24 protein-coding genes are annotated in these 23,369 nt (G+C 51.9%); 14 read left to right on the plus strand and 10 right to left on the minus strand.

Annotated elements, in window-relative coordinates; all coding sequences use genetic code 11:
- The first annotated feature begins 43 nt into the window (after positions 1–43).
- The gene (locus O9K67_RS10405; RefSeq protein ID WP_061496667.1) at positions 44–706 is read left to right on the plus strand and encodes a tellurite resistance TerB family protein; all 663 of its coding nucleotides are present in this window, start codon (positions 44–46) and stop codon (positions 704–706) included.
- A 77-nt stretch (positions 707–783) separates the two neighbouring features.
- The gene (gene ptrB / locus O9K67_RS10410; RefSeq protein WP_061496664.1) at positions 784–2,859 is read left to right on the plus strand and encodes an oligopeptidase B; all 2,076 of its coding nucleotides are present in this window, start codon (positions 784–786) and stop codon (positions 2,857–2,859) included.
- Here ptrB and exoX read toward each other — a convergent pair.
- Together exoX and O9K67_RS10420 are read right to left on the minus strand one after the other, a co-directional pair.
- Positions 2,841–3,503: an exodeoxyribonuclease X gene (exoX, locus tag O9K67_RS10415; protein ID WP_061496662.1), complete on the minus strand. Its 663-nt coding sequence runs from the start codon at positions 3,501–3,503 to the stop codon at positions 2,841–2,843. The two genes, ptrB and exoX, sit on opposite strands and share 19 nt — an antisense overlap.
- A gap of 11 nt (positions 3,504–3,514) precedes the next feature.
- Positions 3,515–3,745: a DNA polymerase III subunit theta gene (locus O9K67_RS10420; protein ID WP_061496660.1), complete on the minus strand. Its 231-nt coding sequence runs from the start codon at positions 3,743–3,745 to the stop codon at positions 3,515–3,517.
- A 137-nt stretch (positions 3,746–3,882) separates the two neighbouring features.
- On the opposite strand from O9K67_RS10420, the gene yobA reads away from it, so the two are divergent.
- The 3 genes from yobA to O9K67_RS10435 are packed head-to-tail and all read left to right on the plus strand — an operon-like array spanning position 3,883 to position 5,486.
- Complete coding sequence (gene yobA / locus O9K67_RS10425; RefSeq protein WP_061496658.1) at positions 3,883–4,257, plus strand: CopC domain-containing protein YobA; 375 nt, start codon at positions 3,883–3,885, stop codon at positions 4,255–4,257.
- 2 nt (positions 4,258–4,259) lie between these two features.
- Positions 4,260–5,129, plus strand: coding sequence for a copper homeostasis membrane protein CopD (copD, locus tag O9K67_RS10430; RefSeq protein ID WP_061496656.1), 870 nt, complete (start codon positions 4,260–4,262; stop codon positions 5,127–5,129).
- Positions 5,130–5,147: 18 nt separating this feature from the next.
- Complete coding sequence (locus tag O9K67_RS10435) at positions 5,148–5,486, plus strand: YebY family protein (protein WP_061496654.1); 339 nt, start codon at positions 5,148–5,150, stop codon at positions 5,484–5,486.
- Between the two features lie 773 nt (positions 5,487–6,259).
- Here the strand turns inward: O9K67_RS10435 and O9K67_RS10440 are convergent.
- Positions 6,260–7,207, minus strand: a complete 948-nt coding sequence (locus O9K67_RS10440; RefSeq protein ID WP_061496649.1) for a VirK/YbjX family protein — start codon at positions 7,205–7,207, stop codon at positions 6,260–6,262.
- A gap of 174 nt (positions 7,208–7,381) precedes the next feature.
- Between O9K67_RS10440 and pphA the strand changes: the two genes are divergently transcribed.
- Complete coding sequence (gene pphA / locus O9K67_RS10445) at positions 7,382–8,026, plus strand: protein-serine/threonine phosphatase (protein ID WP_061496647.1); 645 nt, start codon at positions 7,382–7,384, stop codon at positions 8,024–8,026.
- Here pphA and O9K67_RS10450 read toward each other — a convergent pair whose 3' ends face one another.
- The 5 genes from O9K67_RS10450 to yebS all read right to left on the minus strand — a co-directional run bounded on the left by O9K67_RS10450 (position 8,027) and on the right by yebS (position 14,082).
- Complete coding sequence (locus tag O9K67_RS10450; protein WP_061496644.1) at positions 8,027–8,218, minus strand: YdfD/YebW family protein; 192 nt, start codon at positions 8,216–8,218, stop codon at positions 8,027–8,029.
- A 105-nt stretch (positions 8,219–8,323) separates the two neighbouring features.
- Complete coding sequence (locus O9K67_RS10455) at positions 8,324–8,563, minus strand: YebV family protein (RefSeq protein ID WP_061496641.1); 240 nt, start codon at positions 8,561–8,563, stop codon at positions 8,324–8,326.
- Positions 8,564–8,678: 115 nt separating this feature from the next.
- Positions 8,679–10,118: a 16S rRNA (cytosine(1407)-C(5))-methyltransferase RsmF gene (rsmF, locus tag O9K67_RS10460; protein WP_148654716.1), complete on the minus strand. Its 1,440-nt coding sequence runs from the start codon at positions 10,116–10,118 to the stop codon at positions 8,679–8,681.
- A gap of 78 nt (positions 10,119–10,196) precedes the next feature.
- Positions 10,197–12,830: a PqiB family protein gene (locus tag O9K67_RS10465; protein WP_061496636.1), complete on the minus strand. Its 2,634-nt coding sequence runs from the start codon at positions 12,828–12,830 to the stop codon at positions 10,197–10,199.
- Positions 12,799–14,082: a membrane integrity lipid transport subunit YebS gene (yebS, locus tag O9K67_RS10470; RefSeq protein ID WP_061496633.1), complete on the minus strand. Its 1,284-nt coding sequence runs from the start codon at positions 14,080–14,082 to the stop codon at positions 12,799–12,801. Before yebS ends, O9K67_RS10465 begins: the two co-directional genes overlap by 32 nt.
- Positions 14,083–14,214: 132 nt before the next feature.
- Here yebS and O9K67_RS10475 point away from each other — a divergent pair, with 132 nt between their 5' ends.
- From O9K67_RS10475 to htpX, 4 genes are all read left to right on the plus strand, one after another.
- On the plus strand, positions 14,215–14,712 hold the full coding sequence (locus O9K67_RS10475; RefSeq protein ID WP_061496631.1) for a GAF domain-containing protein: 498 nt from the start codon (positions 14,215–14,217) through the stop codon (positions 14,710–14,712).
- Positions 14,713–14,808: 96 nt separating this feature from the next.
- Complete coding sequence (gene proQ, locus O9K67_RS10480) at positions 14,809–15,495, plus strand: RNA chaperone ProQ (RefSeq protein ID WP_061496629.1); 687 nt, start codon at positions 14,809–14,811, stop codon at positions 15,493–15,495.
- A gap of 19 nt (positions 15,496–15,514) precedes the next feature.
- A complete protein-coding gene (prc, locus tag O9K67_RS10485; protein WP_061496625.1) occupies positions 15,515–17,563 on the plus strand; it encodes a carboxy terminal-processing peptidase in 2,049 nt (682 codons plus the stop codon).
- A gap of 193 nt (positions 17,564–17,756) precedes the next feature.
- On the plus strand, positions 17,757–18,638 hold the full coding sequence (gene htpX, locus O9K67_RS10490) for a protease HtpX (RefSeq protein WP_061496621.1): 882 nt from the start codon (positions 17,757–17,759) through the stop codon (positions 18,636–18,638).
- A gap of 45 nt (positions 18,639–18,683) precedes the next feature.
- Here htpX and O9K67_RS10495 read toward each other — a convergent pair whose 3' ends face one another.
- Positions 18,684–20,054 carry an MFS transporter gene (locus O9K67_RS10495; RefSeq protein ID WP_061496618.1) on the minus strand — a complete coding sequence of 457 codons (1,371 nt, stop codon included), beginning with the start codon at positions 20,052–20,054 and terminating at the stop codon, positions 18,684–18,686.
- Between the two features lie 177 nt (positions 20,055–20,231).
- On the opposite strand from O9K67_RS10495, the gene kdgR reads away from it, so the two are divergent.
- Entirely contained in the window at positions 20,232–21,023 is a 792-nt protein-coding gene (kdgR, locus tag O9K67_RS10500; RefSeq protein ID WP_061496615.1) for a DNA-binding transcriptional regulator KdgR, read from the plus strand.
- A 39-nt stretch (positions 21,024–21,062) separates the two neighbouring features.
- Here the strand turns inward: kdgR and O9K67_RS10505 are convergent, their stop codons facing one another.
- Positions 21,063–21,302, minus strand: a complete 240-nt coding sequence (locus O9K67_RS10505) for a YobH family protein (protein ID WP_061496613.1) — start codon at positions 21,300–21,302, stop codon at positions 21,063–21,065.
- A 161-nt stretch (positions 21,303–21,463) separates the two neighbouring features.
- Between O9K67_RS10505 and mgrB the strand changes: the two genes are divergently transcribed.
- The 3 genes from mgrB to O9K67_RS10520 all read left to right on the plus strand — a co-directional run bounded on the left by mgrB (position 21,464) and on the right by O9K67_RS10520 (position 23,009).
- Complete coding sequence (gene mgrB / locus O9K67_RS10510; RefSeq protein ID WP_061496610.1) at positions 21,464–21,607, plus strand: PhoP/PhoQ regulator MgrB; 144 nt, start codon at positions 21,464–21,466, stop codon at positions 21,605–21,607.
- Positions 21,608–21,681: 74 nt separating this feature from the next.
- A complete protein-coding gene (locus O9K67_RS10515; protein ID WP_061496607.1) occupies positions 21,682–21,972 on the plus strand; it encodes a YebO family protein in 291 nt (96 codons plus the stop codon).
- Positions 21,973–21,989: 17 nt separating this feature from the next.
- The gene (locus tag O9K67_RS10520; RefSeq protein ID WP_061496604.1) at positions 21,990–23,009 is read left to right on the plus strand and encodes an MBL fold metallo-hydrolase; all 1,020 of its coding nucleotides are present in this window, start codon (positions 21,990–21,992) and stop codon (positions 23,007–23,009) included.
- Positions 23,010–23,369: the final 360 nt, after the last annotated feature.

The following is a 23,369-nucleotide window of genomic DNA, read 5'->3' on the forward strand; positions in this document are numbered from 1 at the left end:
CCCTCGCTTACTCTGAGCGCACCATTATCAGTAGGCGAGGGACATCATGAGTTGGTTAAATCAATTACAGTCGCTGCTTGGTCAGAAAGGCGGAGCAGTATCTTCTTCCTCAGACGCGCAGGGGTTAAGCAAACTGCTGGTACCCGGTGCGCTGGGTGGTCTTGCCGGACTGCTGGTTGCCAGTAAATCATCGCGTAAACTTCTGGCCAAATACGGTACCAGCGCCTTGCTGGTTGGCGGTGGTGCGGTAGCCGGCAGCGTGCTGTGGAATAAATACAAAGATCGTATCCGTGATGCTCACCAGGGTGAGCCCCAGTTTGGTCAACACCATTCACCGTTGGATGTGCGCACAGAACGCCTGATCCTGGCACTGGTCTTTGCAGCCAAAAGTGATGGTCATATCGATGACAAGGAACGCGCGGCTATCGAACAACAACTTCGAGAAGCAGGCGTGGAAGAGCAGGGACGGGCGCTAATCGCGCAGGCCATTGAGCAGCCTCTTGAGCCTGAACGGCTGGCGCGGGGTGTCAAAAACGAAGAAGAAGCGTTGGAAATCTATTTCCTCAGTTGCGCTGTTATCGATATCGATCACTTTATGGAGCGCAGTTACCTTAACGCGTTGGGCGATGCGCTAAAAATCCCTGCCGATGTGCGTGAAGGGATTGAAGAGGATCTTAAGCAACAAAAACATGCTCTCCCGCAATAACAACTGCTACGTTTCGCTTGCATCGCGCGCGGGTTTTGCCACCCTTATAGGTATGTAAAACTAAAAAGAACAGTGCTATGCCGCCGAAAGCGAAAAGAATCCCCCATGCCCTGACTGTGCATGGTGATACACGTATCGATGATTATTACTGGCTGCGGGACGACTCGCGTTCCCAGCCAGACGTTCTGGACTATCTTCAACAAGAAAACCGCTATGGGCATGAGGTGATGGCGTCGCAACAGGCGCTTCAGGACCGAGTGCTGGGGGAGATTATCTCGCGCATTCCGCAGCGTGAGATTTCTGCACCTTATATCAAAAATGGCTACCGCTATCGCCATATCTACGAACCCGGCAACGAATATGCTATCTATCAGCGTCAGTCCGTGCTGAGTGCCGAATGGGATGAATGGCAGGTGCTTCTGGATGCGAACCAACGCGCGGCGCATAGTGAATTCTATACCCTCGGCGGCATGTCCGTGTCGCCCGATAATACCATTATGGCCATTGCGGAAGATTACCTGTCGCGTCGGCAATATGGCCTGCGGTTTCGCAACCTTGAAACCGGGAACTGGTATCCGGAGATGCTTGATAACGTCTCGCCAGAGTTCGTCTGGGTCAACGATTCTGAAACGCTCTACTATGTGCGCAAACATGCGACAACGTTGTTACCGTATCAGGTGTGGCGACATACTGTTGGTACGCCCGCGCAACATGATGAACTGGTCTATGAAGAGCAGGATGAAGCGTTCTACGTCGGATTGAGCAAAACCACCTCGCAGCACTACATCACCATCCATCTGGCCAGTGCCACTACCAGCGAAGTTTTGCTTCTTGATGCGGAATTGCCGGATGCCCAACCGCTACGTTTTTTACCCCGGCGTAAAGACCATGAATACAGCCTCGATCACTACCAGCACACCTTCTATCTACGATCGAATCGGGACGGTAAAAACTTTGGTCTTTATCGCACTAAAGTACGTGATGAAAAGCGCTGGGAAGTGCTGATCCCGGCACGAGACCAGGTGATGTTAGAAGGATTTACCCTGTTTACCGACTGGTTGGTGGTTGAAGAACGGCAGCGCGGATTGACCAGTCTACGGCAAATTAACCGGAAAACCCGCGAAGTTGTTGGTATTGCATTTGATGATCCGGCGTATGTCACGTGGCTTGCTTATAACCCTGAGCCAGAAACGTCGCGGCTGCGCTACGGTTACTCATCGATGACCACGCCGGACACACTGTTTGAGCTGGATATGGACAGCGGTGAACGGCGTGTCATCAAGCAGATTAATGTGGCAGGTTTTGACGCCAGTCAGTACCAAAGCGAGCATTTATGGATCCACGCGCGGGATGGTGTCGAAGTGCCGGTATCGCTGGTGTACAACAAAAATCATTTTCGCGCCGGGCAAAATCCATTGCTGGTCTATGGTTACGGATCTTACGGTGCCAGTATGGATGCCGATTTTAGCAGTAGCCGTTTGAGCCTGTTGGATCGCGGTTTTGTATGCGCGATTGCGCATGTGCGTGGCGGGGGAGAATTGGGGCAGGCATGGTATGAAGAAGGCAAATTCCTCAACAAGAAAAACACGTTCAACGATTTCATTGACGTTACGGACAGTTTGCTCGCGCAGGGTTACGGTTCGCCGCTGTTCTGCTATGGCATGGGCGGAAGTGCGGGCGGACTGTTAATTGGTGCGGTAATTAACGAACGCCCGTCCTTATTTCACGGTGTGATTGCCCAGGTGCCTTTTGTTGATGTGGTCACCACCATGTTGGATGAGTCGATCCCTCTTACCACTGGCGAGTTTGAGGAGTGGGGGAACCCCCAGGATGAAACCTACTACCGGTACATGAAAAGCTACAGTCCCTACGACAACATCGGCGCGCACGATTATCCGCACATGTTGGTCACTACCGGCCTGCATGACTCGCAGGTGCAATACTGGGAACCGGCCAAATGGGTTGCCAAGCTACGGGAGTATAAAACCGACGACAACGTACTGTTGCTCTGTACGGACATGGATTCCGGGCACGGTGGGAAATCAGGGCGATTTAAATCCTATGAAGGCGTAGCGCTGGAATATGCCTTCCTGATAGCCCTGGCGCAGGGGACGTTGCCGGGGCAAAACGCGGACTACTCTTCACCCAAATAGTGTTTCAGCGTCAGACGCAGTTCCGGGCTCATGCGCTCAAGGTTATTGAATAACCACCGCAGGTAGCCCGGATCGCGATCGGCAATTTCGGCGACCGGTTTGCCCCGGTATTTACCGAACGTAAAGGTTGTCAGCAGTGCGGGGCGGCCGGTAATTGTCACCATTTCATCTGCTGTCCAGCCTGAGACCTGCATGATATCTATCAGTAACGCGGCGGTAATATAGCAGTCGTAAAGTGCCCGGTGGTGGTGCAGACCTGGCGGCGTTTGTACGCTGAGCTTGCGGGATTTATACAACGCCATATTACTGTATTTGATTCCCGGCCACAGGCGACGCGCCAGTTTCATGGTACAAATCCACTCGCCGGGCATTTCCGGCAGGACGCGGCGATCAAAGCTGGCATTGTGGGCGACATACCAGTTACTGCCGTAATAATTCGGCACAATCTCTTCAATCCATGGCTGATTGGCTACCATCGATTCGGTGATCCGATGTATCGCCATGGCTTGTGAACTGATGGGGCGGTCAGGGCGAACCAGATGGCTCATCGGGTTGACGATTTGCCCGTCCACGACGTCAACGGAGGCAATTTCGACAATCCCCCCTTGCAGATCGCAGGTTTCGGTATCGATAACACGCAACATACCCAACTCCATTATTTCGCTTTAGGCTCATAAGGTAAGCGGGAAAGCGACACTGAGGCCAGCCGATGCGCAATCAAACGCTCGCGAAACCAGGCTCGCAGGTGCTCTGGCTGTTCACGCTCAATGGCTTCAGCAACCACGGGCATGTTATAGCGTTCTTTAAATGCGACGCCAGCTGCGGCAAGATCGACATTGATCTTATCCATTTCATCCTGCCCAAGCTGTGCAAGGTTCGTTGTCATGATTTTCTCCTGGGTTCACGCGGCAAAAGTTACGCAACCTGCCGCATACAGACAAGCACGCCGACAATGATACTCGACGCGATTATTATACAGGGCTATTCTCTGTCCCATATGTATAACAAAAAGGAATGAACAATATGCTCACATCTGCTGTTCGCCGCTGGCGCATGATCGCGCTGATCACCGCCCTTTTTGCCACTCCTGCCGCGCTGGCGCATGCGCATTTGAAAAACCAGTATCCGGCCGCGGGGGCGGAGGTTACCGCTGCACCGCAGGCGCTAACGCTCACCTTTTCTGAAGGCATCGAAGCGCAGTTCAGTGGTATCAGCGTAACAGGGAGTCAGCAGCAAATTATCCCGACCGGCGCGATCAAACGCAATGAGAATGACAAAATGCAAATGATCGTACCGCTGGAGCAGCCGCTCACCCCGGGCCAATATACTGTTAACTGGCATGTGGTGTCCGTCGACGGGCACAAAACCCACGGTCAGTATCAATTTTCCGTGAAGTAACCATGTTGGCAACGGGATATGTTGCGCTGCGATTCCTTCATTTTGCAGCACTGATGCTGATTCTCGGCAGCGCGCTGTTCAGCGCGTGGCTGGCTCCGCGTAACCTGCGCCGTTTGCTGACGCATCGTTTTCACGCATTGCAACACCTCTGCCTGTGGCTGAATGCGGTGAGTACCGTGCTGCTATTCGGCGTTCAGGGTGGAATAATGGGGAATGGCTGGCAGGATGTTTGGCGACCGGAAATCTGGCTGGCGCTAACCAGCACGCAGTTCGGTTCGGTTTGGACGCTACAAATCCTGATGGCCTCGTTAACCCTGATTGTTGCCCTGTTGCAACCGCAGAATCAGCAACGACTGCTGTTGCTGGTGGCTATCCAGTTTTTGCTGGCGGCAGGCGTTGGTCACGCTGCGACGCGAGAAGGCGTAGTGGGAGTATTGCAACGTGGTAATCATCTTTTGCATTTGCTCTGCGCGGCTGTCTGGCTTGGCGGATTGCTTCCGGTGCTGTTTTGCATGCAACTGGCGCGTGGACGCTGGCATGCCGCCGCGATAGCGACAATGATGCGTTTTTCTCGCTACGGGCATTTTGCCGTCGCCGGGGTTGTTCTGACCGGTATTATTAATACCCTGATGGTTCAGGGGAACGTTTTACCGTGGAACAGCGCATGGGGGCGGATGCTGTTGCTGAAATGTGCGCTTGTCGCGTTGATGGTGGTAATTGCCCTTGTGAATCGGTATGTTCTGGTGCCACGGCTGAGCCTGAAAAATGACACTGCCCGGCAGCAGTTTATCCGCATGACATGGGTTGAAGTGGGGCTGGGCGCGCTGGTGCTGGCGGCGGTAAGTGTATTTGCAACCTGGGAACCTTTTTGACTGAACCTGGCGGAAAGAATGAAAAAAAGTATATTGATGTTGTTGCTGTTGGCCTGTTCGGGCGCTGCGCTGGCGACGCCGCAAGTGATCACTGTTAGCCGTTTTGAAATTGGTAAAGACAAGTGGGCGTTTAATCGCGAAGAAGTGATGCTCACCTGCCGTCCGGGTAAGGCATTGTACGCGATTAACCCGAGCACGTTGGTGCAGTATCCGCTCAACGATATTGCACAACAACAGGTTGCCAGCGGCAAAAGCAGCGGCCAGCCGATTAGCATTATCCAGATTGACGATCCCAACCGGCCAGGTGAAAAAATGAGTCTTGCACCCTTTATCACCCGGGCCGAGACGCTTTGTTAAAGTCTGTCATTAACGCACTGATTTAAAATAAAAAACCGCAAGGCTGTATTAACAACTCTTGCGGTTTTGACATTTTGAAGCGTGACGATAACCTGATTTTTTTGACCACTTTTGTCGCGGACTGGAAAACCTGGCGTCGTCATCTATTCTTAAAGTGCCAGGCGACTTAGCCTGCATTAATGCCAACTTTTAGCGCACGGCTCTCTCCCAAGAGCCATTTCCCTGGACCGAATACAGGAATCGTGTTCGGTCTTTTTTTTGGGCACTCCAGTAATACCAGCCCGGCAGCGCGAATTCAAGCGGTTATCACGCGACTGTTGTACTGGCGTCGGAAAGGCCATTAAAAGGAAACGCGCAGTTATGACCGCGCACTCTGTCTATCTATTTCTTGGCGCCGTGCGCAGGCCTTCTTTCCTTACCAGCCTCCCGGTCCACCGCCACCTGGACCTTGCATTGGAGCTCCACCGCGCCCCCCACCGTGTCCGCCGCCTGGGCCCGGTCCCCAAAAGGGACCGATACATCCAGAAAGAGAAAGCGATGCACTGAGTGTGATAACCAGAAAAATGACTTTTTTCATATAAACTCCTCGACAGGGAGCGCCAATTTATCAGTAATTCATGGGGTTAACTTAAGTTAAATCTTAAAAAATTGTGATTAAATTGTGAGGCGATACGTGAAGCACGGAGGGGGATTTTCTGAAAGATGGCAAGCTGAAATATGACCAGCGGTTGGTTCTATTAAAAGGCAGAGTGTAATACTCTGCCTTTTACTGTTTATGAGAGAAACAGTTGATTAAGTTTCGCCGCCACATCATCCAGCAATTCAAAACGGCGGCGATATTCGGCACGTTTTTTACTGGCAATCGCTTCCAATGGTTTGCGGGTAAATTGCGTGGGTAAACGCCAGCGCCAGGTATTCTCTTTTTCGCCTTCGATTGAAGCCCAGAATTCATCGTAACTGGCGTGGAAATGACGACCTTTGCTTAAACGATAACGCAGCGCGCGAAATACGTGACCGTTATCACTGACTCCATACAGCGCCGTTACGCCCGTTTGTGCAGCTAACTGGCTCAACACCTCCAGCAACATCTTTTTCGGGAACACGCCGTGGCAGGCGCGGGTAGCGACTTTAATGACATCATGATTAACGCTTTTACGCGGCCCTTGCAATCCGCCAATGACCAGCGCGCGCTGACCGTTTTCGCTCACTACGCTGAATGTTGCACTGGCCAGCAAGATATTATCAGCATCACGTAGCCACAATGTACTTTCGCCCTCACGTTCTGCTTTACTGGCACAGGAAGCGTATAGACAAAAACGGCTATCATCTTTGCCTGTAAATTCAATGATCTGGCACGATTCTGCCGCACTCAGCGCATCTGCCAGCACAGGAGGAACCTGCTCGTCGAGCCAGGTGTAATGCGCAATAATAGCATCAGCACGCTGGGCCGCATTTAAACCGCGGGTCAGATACTGGCGGTGCGTCTTACTCGGCAGTGTTACCTGAGCGCTAAGCAGACGGTCAAATTCCGGGCGACACGACAGATTGTTCAGCATGCGGTTCGTTGGCGACCAGAAAAGCAACGAACGTAGCAGAAACTTAATTCGATAATCAGTCTTTTTCCAGATCGGTCCCGGAATAAGACGGCCGGTGACTAAATCGGAAATAATATGCCGATTGTTATTTGTGTTAAGTTCTGTACGCAGGCTGATATTTGACACGATGAGGACCTCTTATTGTTTCACCGCCCATTTTAGAGATCCGCAAAATACAAATTAACGCTGCCGGGTGTTTTATTTACGCTTCGTTTAGGAATGATTTAGATTAATCGTGCATTTTGAATTTCCCTCCCTTCGTCAAGGGGGTTTTCTATACTAAAAATAAGGGGGGGAAATATGTATAAATGTATTGACGGTACGCTTTGGCGACACATCTGGATTGTGGGCGATCTGCATGGTTGTCACCCGCAACTTATGCAAGCATTGCGTGAACGCCGCTTTGACCCTTATCAGGATTTGCTTATTTGCGTCGGCGACCTGATTGATCGGGGACCGCAAAGCCTTCAGTGCCTTGGGTTATTGCATAAAAGATGGTTTAAAACCGTACGTGGTAATCATGAGCAGATGGCGATTGATGCATTGCGTTACGGTGATATGGCGATGTGGCAACGTAATGGTGGGCGATGGTTTGCAGAACTTGATCATGCAGAGCAGCAGCGGGCGTTGGCCGCATTGCACTCCTGTGCAGCGCTGCCCTATATCCTTGAAGTACGCTGTGACAGCGGCATCAATGTCATTGCGCACGCCGATTATCCGGCAGAAGAGTACCAGTGGGATAAAGCGGTAGACGGCGAGTCAGTGCTGTGGCGACGCGACAGGCTGAATCAGCTTTTATCCGGCAAAGGCGGCAAAATTGCCGGGGCTGACCATTTCTGGTTCGGACATACGCCGCTAAAGCAGCGTTATGATGCGTATAATTTGCACTATATCGACACGGGAGCGGTGTTTGGCGGTGCATTAACACTGGTGCAGGTGCAGTGATTAAAAATCGCTGAATTCATTGGCCGGACGCCAGAAACCGTCAATAAACCCTTCAACGGGGTAGCAGCCTCCGTGGCGCAAACGCTGATCGTCCATGGCTCGCAGGCACTGTTGCTCGGTATTGAACACATCAATGACGATATCGTCACACCCACCGTCCAGGTAGCAAACGAATAAGACCAGAGCGAACATTCCATCCTCGGTACAGTACAACGTAACGATAAGTGTAGGGGATGAATGAGGACAGGGGAAAGCAGAAGGGTAAATAACCCGTCTTACGGACGGGTTCCCTTTGGATCAGGCAAGACGCATAACCCAGGTATCAGATTTCTGATCGTAATGTTCCCGGTACAGGACCGAATGTTCGCCGTTGAGAATTGCCGGTATGCTGGTATCCGCATCCCAGGCATCAAGTTGCATACATAAATCCGGGTCAGAATCGCACGGGATACGTAACGTTCGCTCCCCCTGATTATCCCCCTGCAGCTCGGCATCATCGATTTCGAATGCGCCAATGCGCACGCTGGTCTTCGTCATAATGCTCTCCATTGATCGCTGATATTGTGGTACGACCAGTAAGGCCATCCAAAATTCAGCCTGGTACAACACAGAGCAAGTTGCCAGTCAGATCGTGCTATTTTTTTGCGCGCCGTCACGCATTCCCGGCAAATAAGCGCCCATCACGCACCAGTTCGCGGGGGTAACTGTTTTTCAGCCGTGAACCGACTTTTTTGGCCAGCCCCAGCGGTTGGCCCTGGAACGTCACAATCACATCATCGCGCGGTGGCGCGGTGTGAGGGTAGATGTCCCGTCCGCGATACCACTCTTCGGCTTCTGCTTGCGTCAGTGGGAAGGCAAGAGGATTATCATGGCCCGCCAGTGCAATGATGGCTTCATGTTGCCAGCGATAACCTTTATTGTGTGTTTCGGCGAGGCGGATACCGATGCGGGAAAAACGGACTTTTCCGATCAGCGGTTCGATATCGGCCGGAAAAAGCCAGATTTCTTTATCCCGCTGCCACAGATGCAGTTCCTCACCCCAGCTCAGTCCCACGGCCATTGCTGCTGTTTCAACCAATGCGGCTTCACGCGGTTTCAGCGGGGTGAAGGGGAAAGTTCCCACTTTATAGGTGGGGGCGGGCAGGGCGTCGACATCGGCAGTTTTACGCAGTCTGGCGACAAAGAAGCCTTCGCAGTCATAAATTTGTGGAAAAACGTGCAGAAAACCGTCGGCAGTGAGCGCGCGTCCAGCATCGGGGAAAAGTTCACCCAGTGGTAGAAACTCAACGGCATGTGGATATTGATCTCGTAACCAATGACAGATGGCTTCGTTTTCATCACGGTTGAGTGTACAGGTGGAATAAACCAGGACTCCGCCGGGACGTAATGCGTGAAAGGCGCTCATGATCAGTTCGCGCTGGGTGGCAGCTATCTCCCGATTGCTGGCGACCGACCAGTTTTTCAGGGCATCGGCATCTTTACGCACTACGCCTTCCCCGGAGCAGGGGGCATCAAGCAAAATCGCATCAAACATCCCCGGTAGCGCGGGGCCAAATACGCGACCATCGAAATGGGTCAACGCAACATTACGGATACCGTTACGACTGATATTGGCATGCAGTACTTTCACCCGACTGGCGGAGAACTCGTTAGCAAGAATAGCGCCTTTGTTTTCCATCTTTGCGGCGATTTGCGTGGTTTTCGACCCTGGCGCGGCCGCGACATCCATCACCCGTTGCGGCATCTCACCGTCGGCAAACAGTGCGGCAACAGGCAACATGGAACTGGCTTCCTGAATGTAAAATAAGCCGCTTAAGTGTTCCGCGGTACTGCCCAGCGGCAGTGTCTCCTCATCATCCCGCTCGATCCAGAAGCCTTCTGCACACCACGGAACAGGCGTCAGTTGCCAGCCATAGGGTGACACCAGCGCCAGAAAATCTGTCACGGTGATTTTTAGCGTATTCACGCGGATACTGCGACGCAGCGGGCGCTGACAGGCAGCGATGAATTCGTCGAAAGAGAGATGTTCCGGCATTGCGAGGCGCATTTGCGCCAGGAATTCTTCAGGAAAGTAGACAGCGTTTTGAGCCACAGAGCGCCCCACAAGGAGTAAAACAGGCGCGCAGTGTAGCATAAAGGCTCCGGCGCAGGCACGCCGGAGCCAGCAGGTTTAACGCGGAAGGGCCGTCCCCCATTGACGCCACTCTTTAGGCTCGCTTTCCAGCAACAAGAAGTGTTTACCCGGCTGAGCTTTTGGCGCTAATGGCGTATCGGGTGGTGTTGCGAAGGCAATGCCACCGCGAATGAACTGATTAAAGGTGCCGGTTTTCACTACCCCGCCGGTCAAACCAAAGTCCAGCGTGTAACCTGACGCCAGCCAGAATACTGAGTTGTTGCGCACCAGGTGCTGATAACGCTTGCTGATGCGCATCGCCACCATCACACGATCTGACAATGTACCCAGTGTCAATCCTGTCACGGTGCCAACTTCGATACCGCGGAACAGCACTGGCGTGCCGATGTTCATCGAACCCACTTCCGGTGCTTCAACCACAATATTTAGCCCATCAAGGTAACGGGAGTCGGTAATGGTGGCTTCGGAAATTTCAAAATCACGTCGCATCTCACCGCGGCCCGGTTCAACATTGATGTAAGGCTGCAACAGCGTATCAAGGTGCTCAACGCCAGCGGCAGAAATTTGCGGTGTGATTACCGAGAAACGTGTACCGGCACGGGCGAAGGTTTGCACATATTCCGGATAGAGCACGGCGCTTGCCTGCACTTCGTTCTTATCCGTGAGCAACTGTAAGTTCTGGATCTGCCCGATATCAATACCCAGATAGCGGATCGGCATTCCCGCGGCCAGTTTACCGGCATCGAATGTATGCAGGGTGATTTGACCGCCCACTGCGCGCGCTGCGGTTTCCGAGGCATAAAGCACGCGTTTATCGCCTTTGCGCACGCGCCCGCTGGCGCCGCTGAGGTTATCAAAACTGATTGCGCCTTTAATCGCCCGGGAAAGTGGAGACGCCTGCACGGTCAGACCGCTGCCATTGAGTTGCACTTTCGCGCCCCCCTCAGCCCAGAACACACTGTTGGTGGTCAGCAGGTCGCGATATTCCGGTTTAATATGCAAATCAATGTCGAATGCATTCGCACGCGGGCGAACGGTTATCACCTGACCTACTTCGAATTTGCGGTAGAGCACCACGGAACCGGTTTGAACATCTGGCAAGGTTTCTGCCGTCAGCGTCAGGGTAGTGGTTGGCAGATCGCTCAGACTGTTTTCGAGCGCTTTATCGAGGTTGGCGAACAGCGGGTAACTTTTTTTCATCTCCCCTTTATCGCCGGGCAGAATGCGGATCCCGCCGCTGACCCACTCGCTGGCGCTGGCAGCGAGGAACTCAACGCCGTCCAGACCCATTTTCACGTCGATGCGGCTGTTGACCACAAATTTGCTGTCACCGTGCACCAGCGAGCGGTATTGCGGATCGATAGCCACGGCAAAAGAGACACCGTCATTTGTGAGGGTGCGTTCCAGCACCTGGCCTATTTGTACGCCATGCAATACCAGAGGTTGTCCGGCGTCGATACCATAACTTTCCGGTGCGGTTAGCGTTAGCGTCAGTACTCCCGGTGCTTGCAATAAAGTTTTGTCTGCCGGCAACACCGGGAACTGATTACGCGGTTGACCTTCGCCCGGCACCAGCTCAAGCGTATTGCCGGTTAACAGCGAACTGATATTAGGGTTATCAAGGGATATTTTGGGACTACGCATCTCAATGCGGGTGGTATCGCGCAGCAAGTTGACGACACCCGGATCAACGGTCAACTCGCCCGTGACGTTACCGCCAGGATTGAGATTGATTTTTGTCAGTTCGCCCACTTCCAGCCCCTGGTACATCAGTGGCGTCGAACCGGCCTTCAGCCCCTGTCCGCTAGGGAGATCCAGTTTCACCAGCACACCGCGCTGGCTATGGGCTAAATCTTCATATAACCCATACTCATCATCTTGTGCGGCCGCTTGTGAGTCATCCGGTGAATCAAAAGCGATAGCGCCATTAACCAACGCCGCCAGGCTTTCAAGTTCTACCTTCGCGCCACTGAGATTCACGTCCGCTTTCACGCCGGACACATTCCAGAAACGGCTGCCTTTCTTGACCAGGTTTGTGAAACGACGCTCGATCAGCACATCGATGGTCACACCTTGTTTGTTGGCATTGATGGCGTAATCGTAGACGCGCCCTACGGGAATTTTGCGAAAATAGACCAGCGATCCACTGTTTAGCGCGCCTAAATCCGGGGCATGCAGATGGATCATCAATTCGCCATTATTCAGACGATATTTCGGCTGGGTATCGAGCGCTGTGAAGTGCTCTTGCGGATCGCCTTTTCCTGGCATCATGCCGATATAGTTACCGCCAACCAGCGCATCCAGCCCGGAGACACCGGCCAGCGACGCTTTCGGCGTGACCAACCAGAACTGGGTTTCGCTGCGCAGGGCATCTTTCATATTGGCTTTGATACTGGCGCGAACTTCAATTTTTTTCAGATCGTCACTCAGGCGAATATCCTGCACGGTACCGACTTCCACACCTTGATACCGCACGGGGGTGCGCCCGGCAACGATGCCATCGGCGGACATAAAATCGATCGTGATGGTATTACCCCGGTCTTCATAGCTGCTCCAGATAAGCCAGCTTGCGATCAACAAGGCAATCACCGGTAACAGCCAGAACGGCGAAATGCGCCGTTTTGATTTTATACGCGCTTCAGTCGGCGAAGCGGGGGTTTCCTGACTCATGTGCATCCCAAAGTAAGCGACTGTCCAGCCATTCCACAGCAAGAATAGTCAAAATTACCGCCGCGCCGAAATAAAACGCGGCCGGTCCCATTGTAAAAGCGAGTAGCTGGTCGCGATTAATCAGTGACATCATCAGTGAAATGACAAACAGATCGAGCATCGACCAACGCCCGATCCAGGTCACAAAGCGCAAAAGCAGAAGGCGAGTGCGTAACCCCTGTTCAAATTTGGAATGTATGCTGAGAAGCAGTGTAAACAGCACAATCACTTTGGTAAACGGCACCAGAATACTGGCGATAAAGACGACTCCTGCTACAGCGATATTGCTGTGTGCAAGTGAAACAATACCAGAGAGAATGGTGTCTTCCTGTCGCGTGCCATTAACGTAGATAATTGAAATTGGCATCAGGTTGGCCGGAAAAAGCAGAATGAATGATGCAATTAGCGATGCCCAGCACTTTTGCAGGCTTTGCTTACGCCGCAAGGGGAGCGGAATATGGCAGCGAGGGCAGCGACCACGCACATCGGGAATGCCCGTAAAGTGACACCCGAGGCAAATACGCAACTGTGGATCGGGACGTTTCGCCGGACGTTGCGGATAAAATCGCTCCCATAATTGCTCAACATTCAGGTGGACAAGCGTCATTACGCTCAGGATCACCAACGCGGTAAAGGCAAACAAACCCACACCCGGCTGCAAGAAGGCGTAATCCTGGACTTTAATCGATGCAACGCCGATGCCCACCAGGTAAATGTCCAGCATCACCCACTCTTTGAGTTTCTCCAGCATTAACAGTACCGGGCGAAGATTCATGCCGATAATATTGCCAAGCCATAAATAGGCAATCGCGGTAACCAAAACCAACGGTGCGCCTACGGTGCAAAACAGGACCATGGCACCGGTGAGCGGCGAGCCCTGAGCGGTCATTTGCCAGATCCCTTGCAACAGATTGGCATCGATACGCACACCTAACAGATACAAGTGCAACAACGGCTCGCCCCAGGCGAAGGGCATCAGCAAAATCATCGTCACCGCCATGGCCCCAAGCCGGGTTAGCGACCAGTCGCGACCATCGCGGACTTTAGCGTCGCAGCAGGGGCAGAATGCACTTTGGTGCGATTTCATAACCGGTAACGCAAAAAGCGTATCGCATTGCGGGCAGCGCTGATAATGTGCGCGGGGCAATGCTTCACCTACCCGGTGAATGGCGAGTTTTTGCGTAGCCGCGAGTTGTCGAATCTTCAGTGCCATTGCGTACGTCAGGAAAGGTTGGAATAAATCTATCTTAACTCATGTCGGGAACATCTTGAGCATCAACGCATTTAATGCTTATTTTAATAGGCTACGCAGTTTTTCAAAGTAAGACACCAAAGTGGTTGGATAATGAACAAAACAGAATTTTACGCGGACCTTAACCGCGATTTTCAGGCGTTAATGGCAGGCGAAACCAGTTTTTTAGCGACGCTGGCGAACACCAGCGCATTACTGTTTGAGCGTCTTGATGGGGTGAACTGGGCCGGTTTTTACCTGCTCGAAGGTGATACGCTGGTGTTAGGACCGTTCCAGGGAAAAATTGCCTGTGTGCGTATTCCCGTCGGTCGCGGCGTGTGTGGTACGGCTGTGGCGCAGAACCGCGTTCAGCGTGTGGAAGATGTGCATCAGTTTGATGGACATATTGCCTGTGATGCCGCCAGTAATTCTGAAATCGTATTACCGCTGTCGGTGAATAATCAGATAATTGGCGTGTTGGATATCGACAGCGTTGTCTTCTCGCGTTTCACGGCTGAGGACGAACAAGGGCTGCGCGAGCTCGTGTTGCATCTGGAAAATGTCCTCGCGGGGACTGACTTTAAAAAAATCTTTGCGCCCGTCGCAGGATAATCAACGGATAACGTAGCATTTACGGATAGCGTCATTATAATGACGCCTGTTCATGCCTGCGCTTGTTGGCAACGTCCGTTGTAATCAGGAAATTTCATGGAAAATCAACCTAAGTTGAATAGCAGTAAAGAAGTTATCGCTTTTTTGGCCGAACGTTTCCCTCACTGTTTCAGTGCTGAAGGCGAAGCACGCCCCCTGAAAATCGGCATTTTTCAGGACTTAGTTGAGCGTGTTGAGGGTGAGATGAGTCTCAGTAAAACCCAACTTCGTTCCGCTTTACGTCTTTATACTTCAAGCTGGCGTTACTTGTACGGCATCAAAGCGGGCGCTGCTCGTGTGGATCTCGACGGCAACCCGTGCGGCGTGCTGGATGAGCAGCATGTAGAACATGCACGTAAACAGCTTGAAGAAGCCAAAGCTCGCGTTCAGGCACAGCGTGCTGAACAGCAAGCAAAAAAACGAGAAGCCGCAGCTGCTGCCGGTCAGGAAGAGGCGCCGCGTCGTGAGCGTAAACCTCGTCCGGCTCCGCGTCGTAAAGAAGGCGGCGAGCGCAAACCTCGTGCTGACAAACCTGTCGCGAAAACCCAACGTGCGCCACAGCAGGAAGAGCGTCATACGCCAGTTTCAGATTTATCTGCGCTGAGCGTAGGACAGAACCTGAAAGTGAAGGCGGGGAACAATGCGATGGATGCCACCGTACTGGAAATCACCAAAGATGGCGTTCGCGTACAGCTTAGTTCGGGTATGTCGATGATTGTACGCGCAGAACATCTCTTGTTCTGAAACGGAGGCCTGGCCTGGCATGAACACTTTGTTTAAGCGCACAGCGTTGGTTGGTCTGTTACTTGTAACAGGCCACGCCCTGGCTGTGGAAGATATCACCCGTGCCGATCAAATCCCGGTGTTGAAGGAAGAGACGCAGCACGCGACAGTGAGCGAACGCGTAACCTCGCGTTTCACCCGCTCTCATTACCGCCAGTTCGATCTCGATCAGGCGTTCTCTGCGAAGATTTTCGACCGTTATCTGAATCTGCTGGATTACAGCCACAATGTGTTGTTGGCTGGCGATGTCGATCAATTTTCGCAGAAGAAAGGTCAACTTGGCGACGAATTGCGCAGCGGCAAGCTCGACGTCTTTTATGACCTGTATAACCTGGCGCAAAAGCGCCGTTTTGAACGTTACCAGTACGCTCTTAAAGTGTTAGAGCGTCCGATGGACTTCACCGGTAATGACACGTTCAATCTGGATCGCGGTAAGGCGCCCTGGCCGAAAAATGAAGCAGAGTTGAATGCGCTGTGGGACAGCAAAGTAAAGTATGACGAGTTGAGTCTTAAGCTCACAGGGAAAGACGAAAAAGAAGTGCGCGAAACCCTGGCCCGTCGTTATAAGTTTGCTATTCGTCGCCTGGCGCAGACCAACAGTGAAGACGTGTTCTCTCTGGCCATGACGGCGTTTGCCCGCGAGATCGATCCTCATACTAATTACCTTTCTCCACGTAATACTGAGCAATTCAATACTGAAATGAGTCTCTCACTCGAAGGTATTGGCGCGGTATTGCAGATGGACGACGACTACACCGTGATCAATTCAATGGTTGCAGGCGGCCCGGCGGCGAAAAGTAAAGCTATCAGTGTGGGCGATCGCATCGTCGGCGTTGGGCAGACTGGCCAGAATATGGTGGACGTCATCGGCTGGCGTCTTGACGACGTTGTTGCGCTGATCAAAGGGCCAAAAGGTAGCAAAGTGCGTCTCGAAGTCCTCCCTGCGGGTAAGGGCACGAAAACACGTATTGTGACGCTGACGCGTGAACGGATCCGCCTTGAAGATCGGGCCGTGAAAATGTCCGTGAAAACCGTCGGCAAAGAAAAAGTCGGCGTGCTGGATATTCCGGGTTTTTATGTCGGCCTGACTGACGATGTGAAAGTTCAGTTGCAAAAACTGGAAAAACAAAATGTCAGCAGTGTGGTTATTGATTTACGTACTAACGGTGGCGGTGCGCTGACGGAAGCGGTTTCGCTTTCCGGTCTGTTTATTCCGTCCGGTCCGGTTGTTCAGGTTCGTGATAATAACGGCAAGGTGCGTGAAGACAGCGATACCGATGGTGTCGTCTATTACAAAGGGCCGCTGGTGGTGCTGGTTGACCGTTTTAGCGCCTCGGCATCGGAAATCTTCGCTGCGGCAATGCAGGATTACGGGCGTGCACTGATTGTTGGTGAGCCAACCTTCGGTAAAGGAACCGTTCAGCAGTATCGCTCGCTTAATCGTATCTACGATCAGATGCTGCGTCCTGAGTGGCCAGCGCTGGGTTCGGTGCAGTACACCATCCAGAAATTCTATCGTGTGAACGGCGGCAGTACCCAGCGCAAAGGCGTCACGCCGGACATTATTATGCCGACCGGGACGCAGGTGACGGAAACCGGTGAAAAATTTGAAGACAACGCACTGCCGTGGGACAGCATTAATGCAGCCACCTTTGTGAAATCGGGCGATTTGAAACCGTTTGGCGCGGAACTCCTTAAAGATCATGAGGAGCGTATCGCGAAGGATCCTGAGTTCCAGTACATCATGAAGGACATTGCCCGCTTTAATGCCCTGAAAGATAAACGCAATCTCGTATCGCTGAATCTGGCGCAGCGTGAAAAAGAGAATGCGGAAGATGATGCTATTCGTCTCTCCCGTCTCAACGATCGCTTTAAACGTGAAGGCAAGCCGTTATTGAAAAAGCTGGATGATTTGCCGAAGGATTACCAGGAGCCGGACCCATACCTTGATGAGACGGTTCATATTGCGCTTGACCTTGCGCATCTGGATAAAGACAAACCGGCGGAACAACCCGCTCCCGCGAAGTAAAAGCAAGCAGGCACAAGAAATTGTGCCTGTTTTTTTTAACAATCCTCCGTTGGCGTAAGCATTGTGCTACAAAATGTAAAGTTGTGTCTTTCTGGTGACTTACGCTGTCCCGATGCTTGAAAATACAGTTTATACCCATACGATGTGGGTAATCGCATAGTGCGTTTTGTTAAATCGAGGTTAAAAGAAAATTATGATGCGAATCGCGCTCTTCCTGTTGACTAACCTGGCCGTTATGTTGGTGTTCGGTCTGGTGCTTAGCCTGACGGGCATTCAGTCGAGCAGCGTTCAGGGCTTGCTAATCATGGCGCTGCTGTTTGGTTTTGGTGGCTCATTCATTTCCCTGTTGATGTCCAAATGGATGGCGCTGAAATCTGTAGGTGGGGAAGTCATTGAGCAACCGCGCAACGAAATGGAACGCTGGTTGATGGATACGGTGGCACAGCAGTCCCGCCAGGCAGGCATCGCTATGCCACAGGTGGCCATTTACCATGCGCCGGATATCAACGCATTTGCAACCGGCGCGCGCCGGGATGCTTCTCTGGTTGCTGTGAGTACCGGACTGTTACAAAACATGAGCCGTGATGAAGCCGAAGCAGTTATCGCGCATGAAATCAGCCATGTGGCGAACGGCGATATGGTGACTATGACGCTGATCCAGGGCATCGTGAACACCTTCGTTATCTTTATTTCCCGCATCATTGCGCAGATTGCTGCAGGTTTCCTGAGTGGCAACCGTGATGATGGTGAAGAGAGCAATGGCAACCCGTTGATCTATTTCGCCGTGGCGACCGTGCTGGAGCTGGTATTCGGTATTCTGGCGAGCATCATTACCATGTGGTTCTCCCGCCATCGCGAATTCCATGCGGACGCCGGTTCGGCGAAACTGGTGGGGCGCGAGAAGATGATTGCAGCCCTGCAACGCCTTAAAACCAGCTATGAGCCGCAGGAAGCCAGCAGCATGATGGCGTTTTGCATCAACGGTAAGTCTAAATCACTGAGTGAACTGTTTATGACTCACCCGCCGCTGGACAAACGTATTGAGGCTTTACGCACTGGCGAATATCTGAAATAAGCTGCTTGTGGAAAGTAAAAAAGCGCGTCTACCGACGCGCTTTTTTTATGTCGAACGCGGCTGCGTAACGCGTAACCCACTGATCACCGCAGCCAGCAAGGCCAGTAATCCGGCCAGCAGCAGTGAAACGTGTGTTCCGGTGGTATCAAACAGGTTAAACATCAGCGCTACCAGTGCAGCGCCGGAACTTTGCCCCAGTAAACGGGCCGTACCCAGCATACCGCTGGCCCCACCACTGCGCTGCCGGGGGGCTGCGGTAATAATCGTATGGTTATTAGGCGATTGGAACAGGCCAAAGCCAGCGCCGCACAGCGCCATGCGCCAGACAATATCGATATCAGCAGGCGCAGCCGGGAGTATTGCGAGTGCGAACAACCCCACAGCCATCATCGCCAGGCCCAATGCGCCGAGCATCCCTGCATGTACCCGCTCAATCAGATAACCTGCCAGCGGCGCCATTACCATGGTGGCCAGCGGCCAGGGCGTTAACAATATGCCACTTTCCACTTCACTACGCCCAAGCGTGGTTTGCAGGAAAAAGGGCAGAGAAACCAGCGCCAACATCTGGGCGCAGAATGAGCAAACCGAGGTGCAGATAGAGAGCGAAAACAATGGAATGCGCAACAGATCAACCGGCAGGAGCGGTACAGGCAGCCGGAGTTGTCTGCGAACAAACAACCAGCCCGTTATCAACAATGCAATGATTTCCACACCGACCACGCTAACAGATTGCCCCTGTGCAAAACCGCTGAGTGCAGTAATCAAAAGCCCAAATGTGAGGGCATTCATCACGGCGCTGGGTAAATCAAATTTTGGCATGGTGCTGCGTGCCCCGTTGGGCGGCAGAAATTTGATGGCCAGTAACAAGGCAATAATGCCCAACGGCACATTAACCAAAAATAACCATTGCCAGGAAGCGACAGAGAGTATTGCTGAGGCAAGCGTTGGCCCGGCGGCAGAAGAAACCGCGACAACAAACGAGTTAATGCCCATCCCGCGCCCCAGGCTGCGCTGAGGGTAGATAAGGCGTATCAACGCCGTGTTAACGCTCATGAGCGCAGCACCGCCGAAACCTTGTGCCACGCGTGCCAATGTTAGCGTAAGAAGCGAGTCTGACAGTGCGCAAAGCAGCGAGGTTAAAGTGAATAATACCAGCCCACATTGATAAACACGGCGATAGCCGAACATGTCGCCAAGGAAAGAGAGCGTCAGCAACGAGACGACAATAGCAATCTGATAAGCGTTAACGATCCAGATGGAACTGGCCGGGGAGGCATGCAGATCGCGGGCGATAGTCGGCAGGGCGACGTTGGCGATGGCACCGTCCAGCACTGCCATAGCGATGCCGATGACGATCGTCAGAATTGCGCCATAGCGCAGCGGCACGGGGAGACCGTCTGTGGAACTTTTATCCATACAGATTTCAGGGCTATAATCACAGAGTTATTTGTATAATGATTCTATCATTGGTATTCCGGCTTTATGTCGCAGATTTGTAACGAAGTTAGCAAACGCGCATTGCGGCGGTAGGTCGACGAATTTATAATAAAAACCGATTCTGATTTTTATAAAACACAGGCGATGAGGTGATTAATGGCAATCGCAGATTTGGATAAGCAGCCAGATTCTGTCTCTTCTGTATTGAAGGTATTTGGCATTCTGCAGGCGCTCGGCGAAGAGCGTGAGATCGGTATCACCGAGCTTTCGCAGCGTGTCATGATGTCAAAAAGCACCGTTTATCGCTTTTTGCAAACAATGAAGTCTTTGGGCTATGTTGCGCAGGAAGGGGAGTCTGAAAAATATTCTCTGACCCTGAAATTGTTCGAACTGGGCGCCCGTGCGTTACAAAACGTTGATTTGATCCGCAGTGCGGACATTCAGATGCGTGAACTCTCCCGTCTGACGAAAGAGACCATCCACTTGGGTGCGCTGGATGAAGACAGCATTGTTTACATCCACAAGATTGATTCAATGTATAACTTGCGTATGTACTCACGCATTGGTCGTCGTAACCCGCTGTACAGCACTGCGATTGGTAAAGTTCTGCTGGCGTGGCGTGACAAGGAAGAAGTACTGCAAATTCTGGACGGCGTGGAATACAAACGCAGCACCGATCGCACCATTACCAGTACGGAAGATCTGTTGCCGATGCTGGATATTGTGCGTCAGCAGGGCTATGGCGAAGATAACGAAGAGCAAGAAGAAGGTTTACGCTGTATCGGTGTGCCGGTATTTGACCGTTTTGGCGTGGTGATTGCTGGCTTGAGTATCTCTTTCCCGACACTGCGTTTCTCTGAAGAGCGTCTGCACGAATACGTGGAGATGCTGCATCACGCAGCGCGGAAAATCTCTGAGCAGATGGGATATAACGACTACCCGTTCTGATAAAAAAGCCGCCATCAGGCGGCTTTTTTTGTTTCTGCGTTAACCGTTATCAATCACGGTATCGCTCTTGCGAAGCAACGGGCAGTTTGCCAGCCCGAAAAAACCGTTATCAGAATGAACATATTGTGCGGTACTGGTGCCGCGCGCGGTTACATATTTACATTGCAGACCTAACCCTGCCGCGTTCTCATGACTTCCAATCAGTACCCCGTAGCCGCTCAGCAAAAGCCCAATCCACACGAGTGCGATAAGGATTACGCCCCGGATAAGTGTACGCATATTAGCTCCTTGCATAGTGGAAAACGTTACGCTTAGGCTACTAAGTTTACCTTGTGAAACAAGTCGAGCATTCCTAAAAAAAGCGAAAGGGGATACAGTTAGTCGCGGTTTAGGGAGGCCATGTTAACCTGGTTGTACCTTGTAACGTTGCGGAGAGTGGAGTGAGAAAATTTAGATGGCTGATTCTGGCTGCCGTTTTGGTGGTCTGCCTGCTGCTCTGGACTCAAATGATTAACGTGATGTGCGATCAGGATGTACAATTCTTCAGCGGCATCTGCGTCATCAACAAATTCATCCCCTGGTAATGGCATTTTTTCAGTGAGAGATTTCCTTCCTTGACGTCAGTGGTAAAATGCCGCGTCTACATTGAGGTGGTGAAATGAACGAAGTAATGAATTCGGGTGCGCTTAATTTTGCGTCCCTCGTGGTTTCTTTGGTGGTTTTGGTTGTTGGTCTGGTGTTGTGGTTTTTTATCAATCGCGCCAGTTCCCGTACAAACGAGCAGATTGAACTGCTTGAAGCGCTGTTAGATCAGCAAAAAAGACAAAATGTGCTGTTGCGCCGTCTGTGTGAATCTAACGAGCCGGAGAAAGAAGAGACGCCTGAACCGGTAAAAGCGCAGGCAAAAGAGGATGACGAGGATTTCATCCGCCTGGTGGCAGAACGCTAACCGCGCTGGAGGGCGAGATGGCCTGGAAGAATCCCTGGTATAATCCTGCTCTCCCGCATCACACTCCTGAAGGGTTCACCAACACGACGCCCGTCGTCAACCAGCCTGGTGATCTAAAACGCTGGCGCAATGAGCGCAAAGCCGCCGGGCTTCCTAAACCTCCCGCTAATGGCTATGAGTGCTTCACTGAGAAGTGGTGGCAAAAAGCGGTGCTGGATCGAGAACAAACTGATGGTCTGTGGTGGCTGGGACATGCCAGCATTCTTTTGCGGTTGCAAGGACGTTATCTGCTGACCGATCCGGTCTTTTCTCACCGCGCATCACCCGTCCGTTTTGCTGGCCCACAGCGACGTACCCCTCCTGCGCTTGATGTTGCTGACCTTGTACAACTCGACGCTATCCTGATTTCACATAATCATTATGATCACCTGGATAAAGGGACGTTGCGGCAGGTGCTCCGGCGTTTTCCCGAGGTGCACTTTTTTGTGCCGCTGGGTTTAGGTCATTGGGTTCGTCGACTTGGCGCACGCTATGTTGTTGAGCTGGACTGGTGGCAATCGGTGGTGTTCAAAGGGTTGTCGCTGACGGCTGTGCCTGCCAGGCACTGGAGTATGCGAACATTTTGGGATCGTAATCGTTCACTCTGGTGTGGGTGGGTCGTTGCTTCTGACACTCTTCGCTTCTGGTTTGCAGGTGATACGGCCTATACGCCGGAGCTGTTACAGATTCCAGAAAAATTAGGTGTCCTGAATGTTGCGGCGCTACCAGTGGGTGCGTTTGCGCCACGCTGGTTCATGTCAAAACATCATATGGATCCGCAAGATGCCGTTACACTGTGGCAACAACTTGGGATGCCGCTGGCTTTTCCCGTGCATTGGGGCGTGTTTGAACTTGCTGATGAGTCACTGGATGAGCCGGTAAATGAATTGCAATGCGCATTAAACGAAACGGCAAAAGATATTGTTAACTTCAGAATCCTGAAAATCGGTGGGTATTTATCCCTCACAAATTATACAGCTTCACTTAAAAAGATGTGAGCTGTTATAAAATTGCACTGTTTTATTTGTCGAAACGTTTTTATTGCCTTTTTGTGAGGCATTGTCATCATAATTTCATTATTTTGGTGCAAGCATTAACTTATTTGCACAACAAATATTCGATAGTAAACCCGGGGGATAGTTTCTTCTCTGGTCATAATTGTTTTAAGAATCGTCCTGGACAAGTGAGCAAGCATAACTATGCTAAAAAAGTACTGACGATATACGGTATATGCATAGCTTTTTCGTAGCGGACGTGGACGTATGGAACTTATTGAGCTATGGTAAAAAAACACCCAATACGGGGCGTAGATCCGACGCATTGAATCGTCTGCTATAACGTTCAAAGTAATGCATAAA

It is taken from the genome of Kosakonia oryzendophytica, assembly GCF_027886705.1.
Classification (GTDB): Bacteria; Pseudomonadota; Gammaproteobacteria; order Enterobacterales; family Enterobacteriaceae; genus Kosakonia; species Kosakonia oryzendophytica.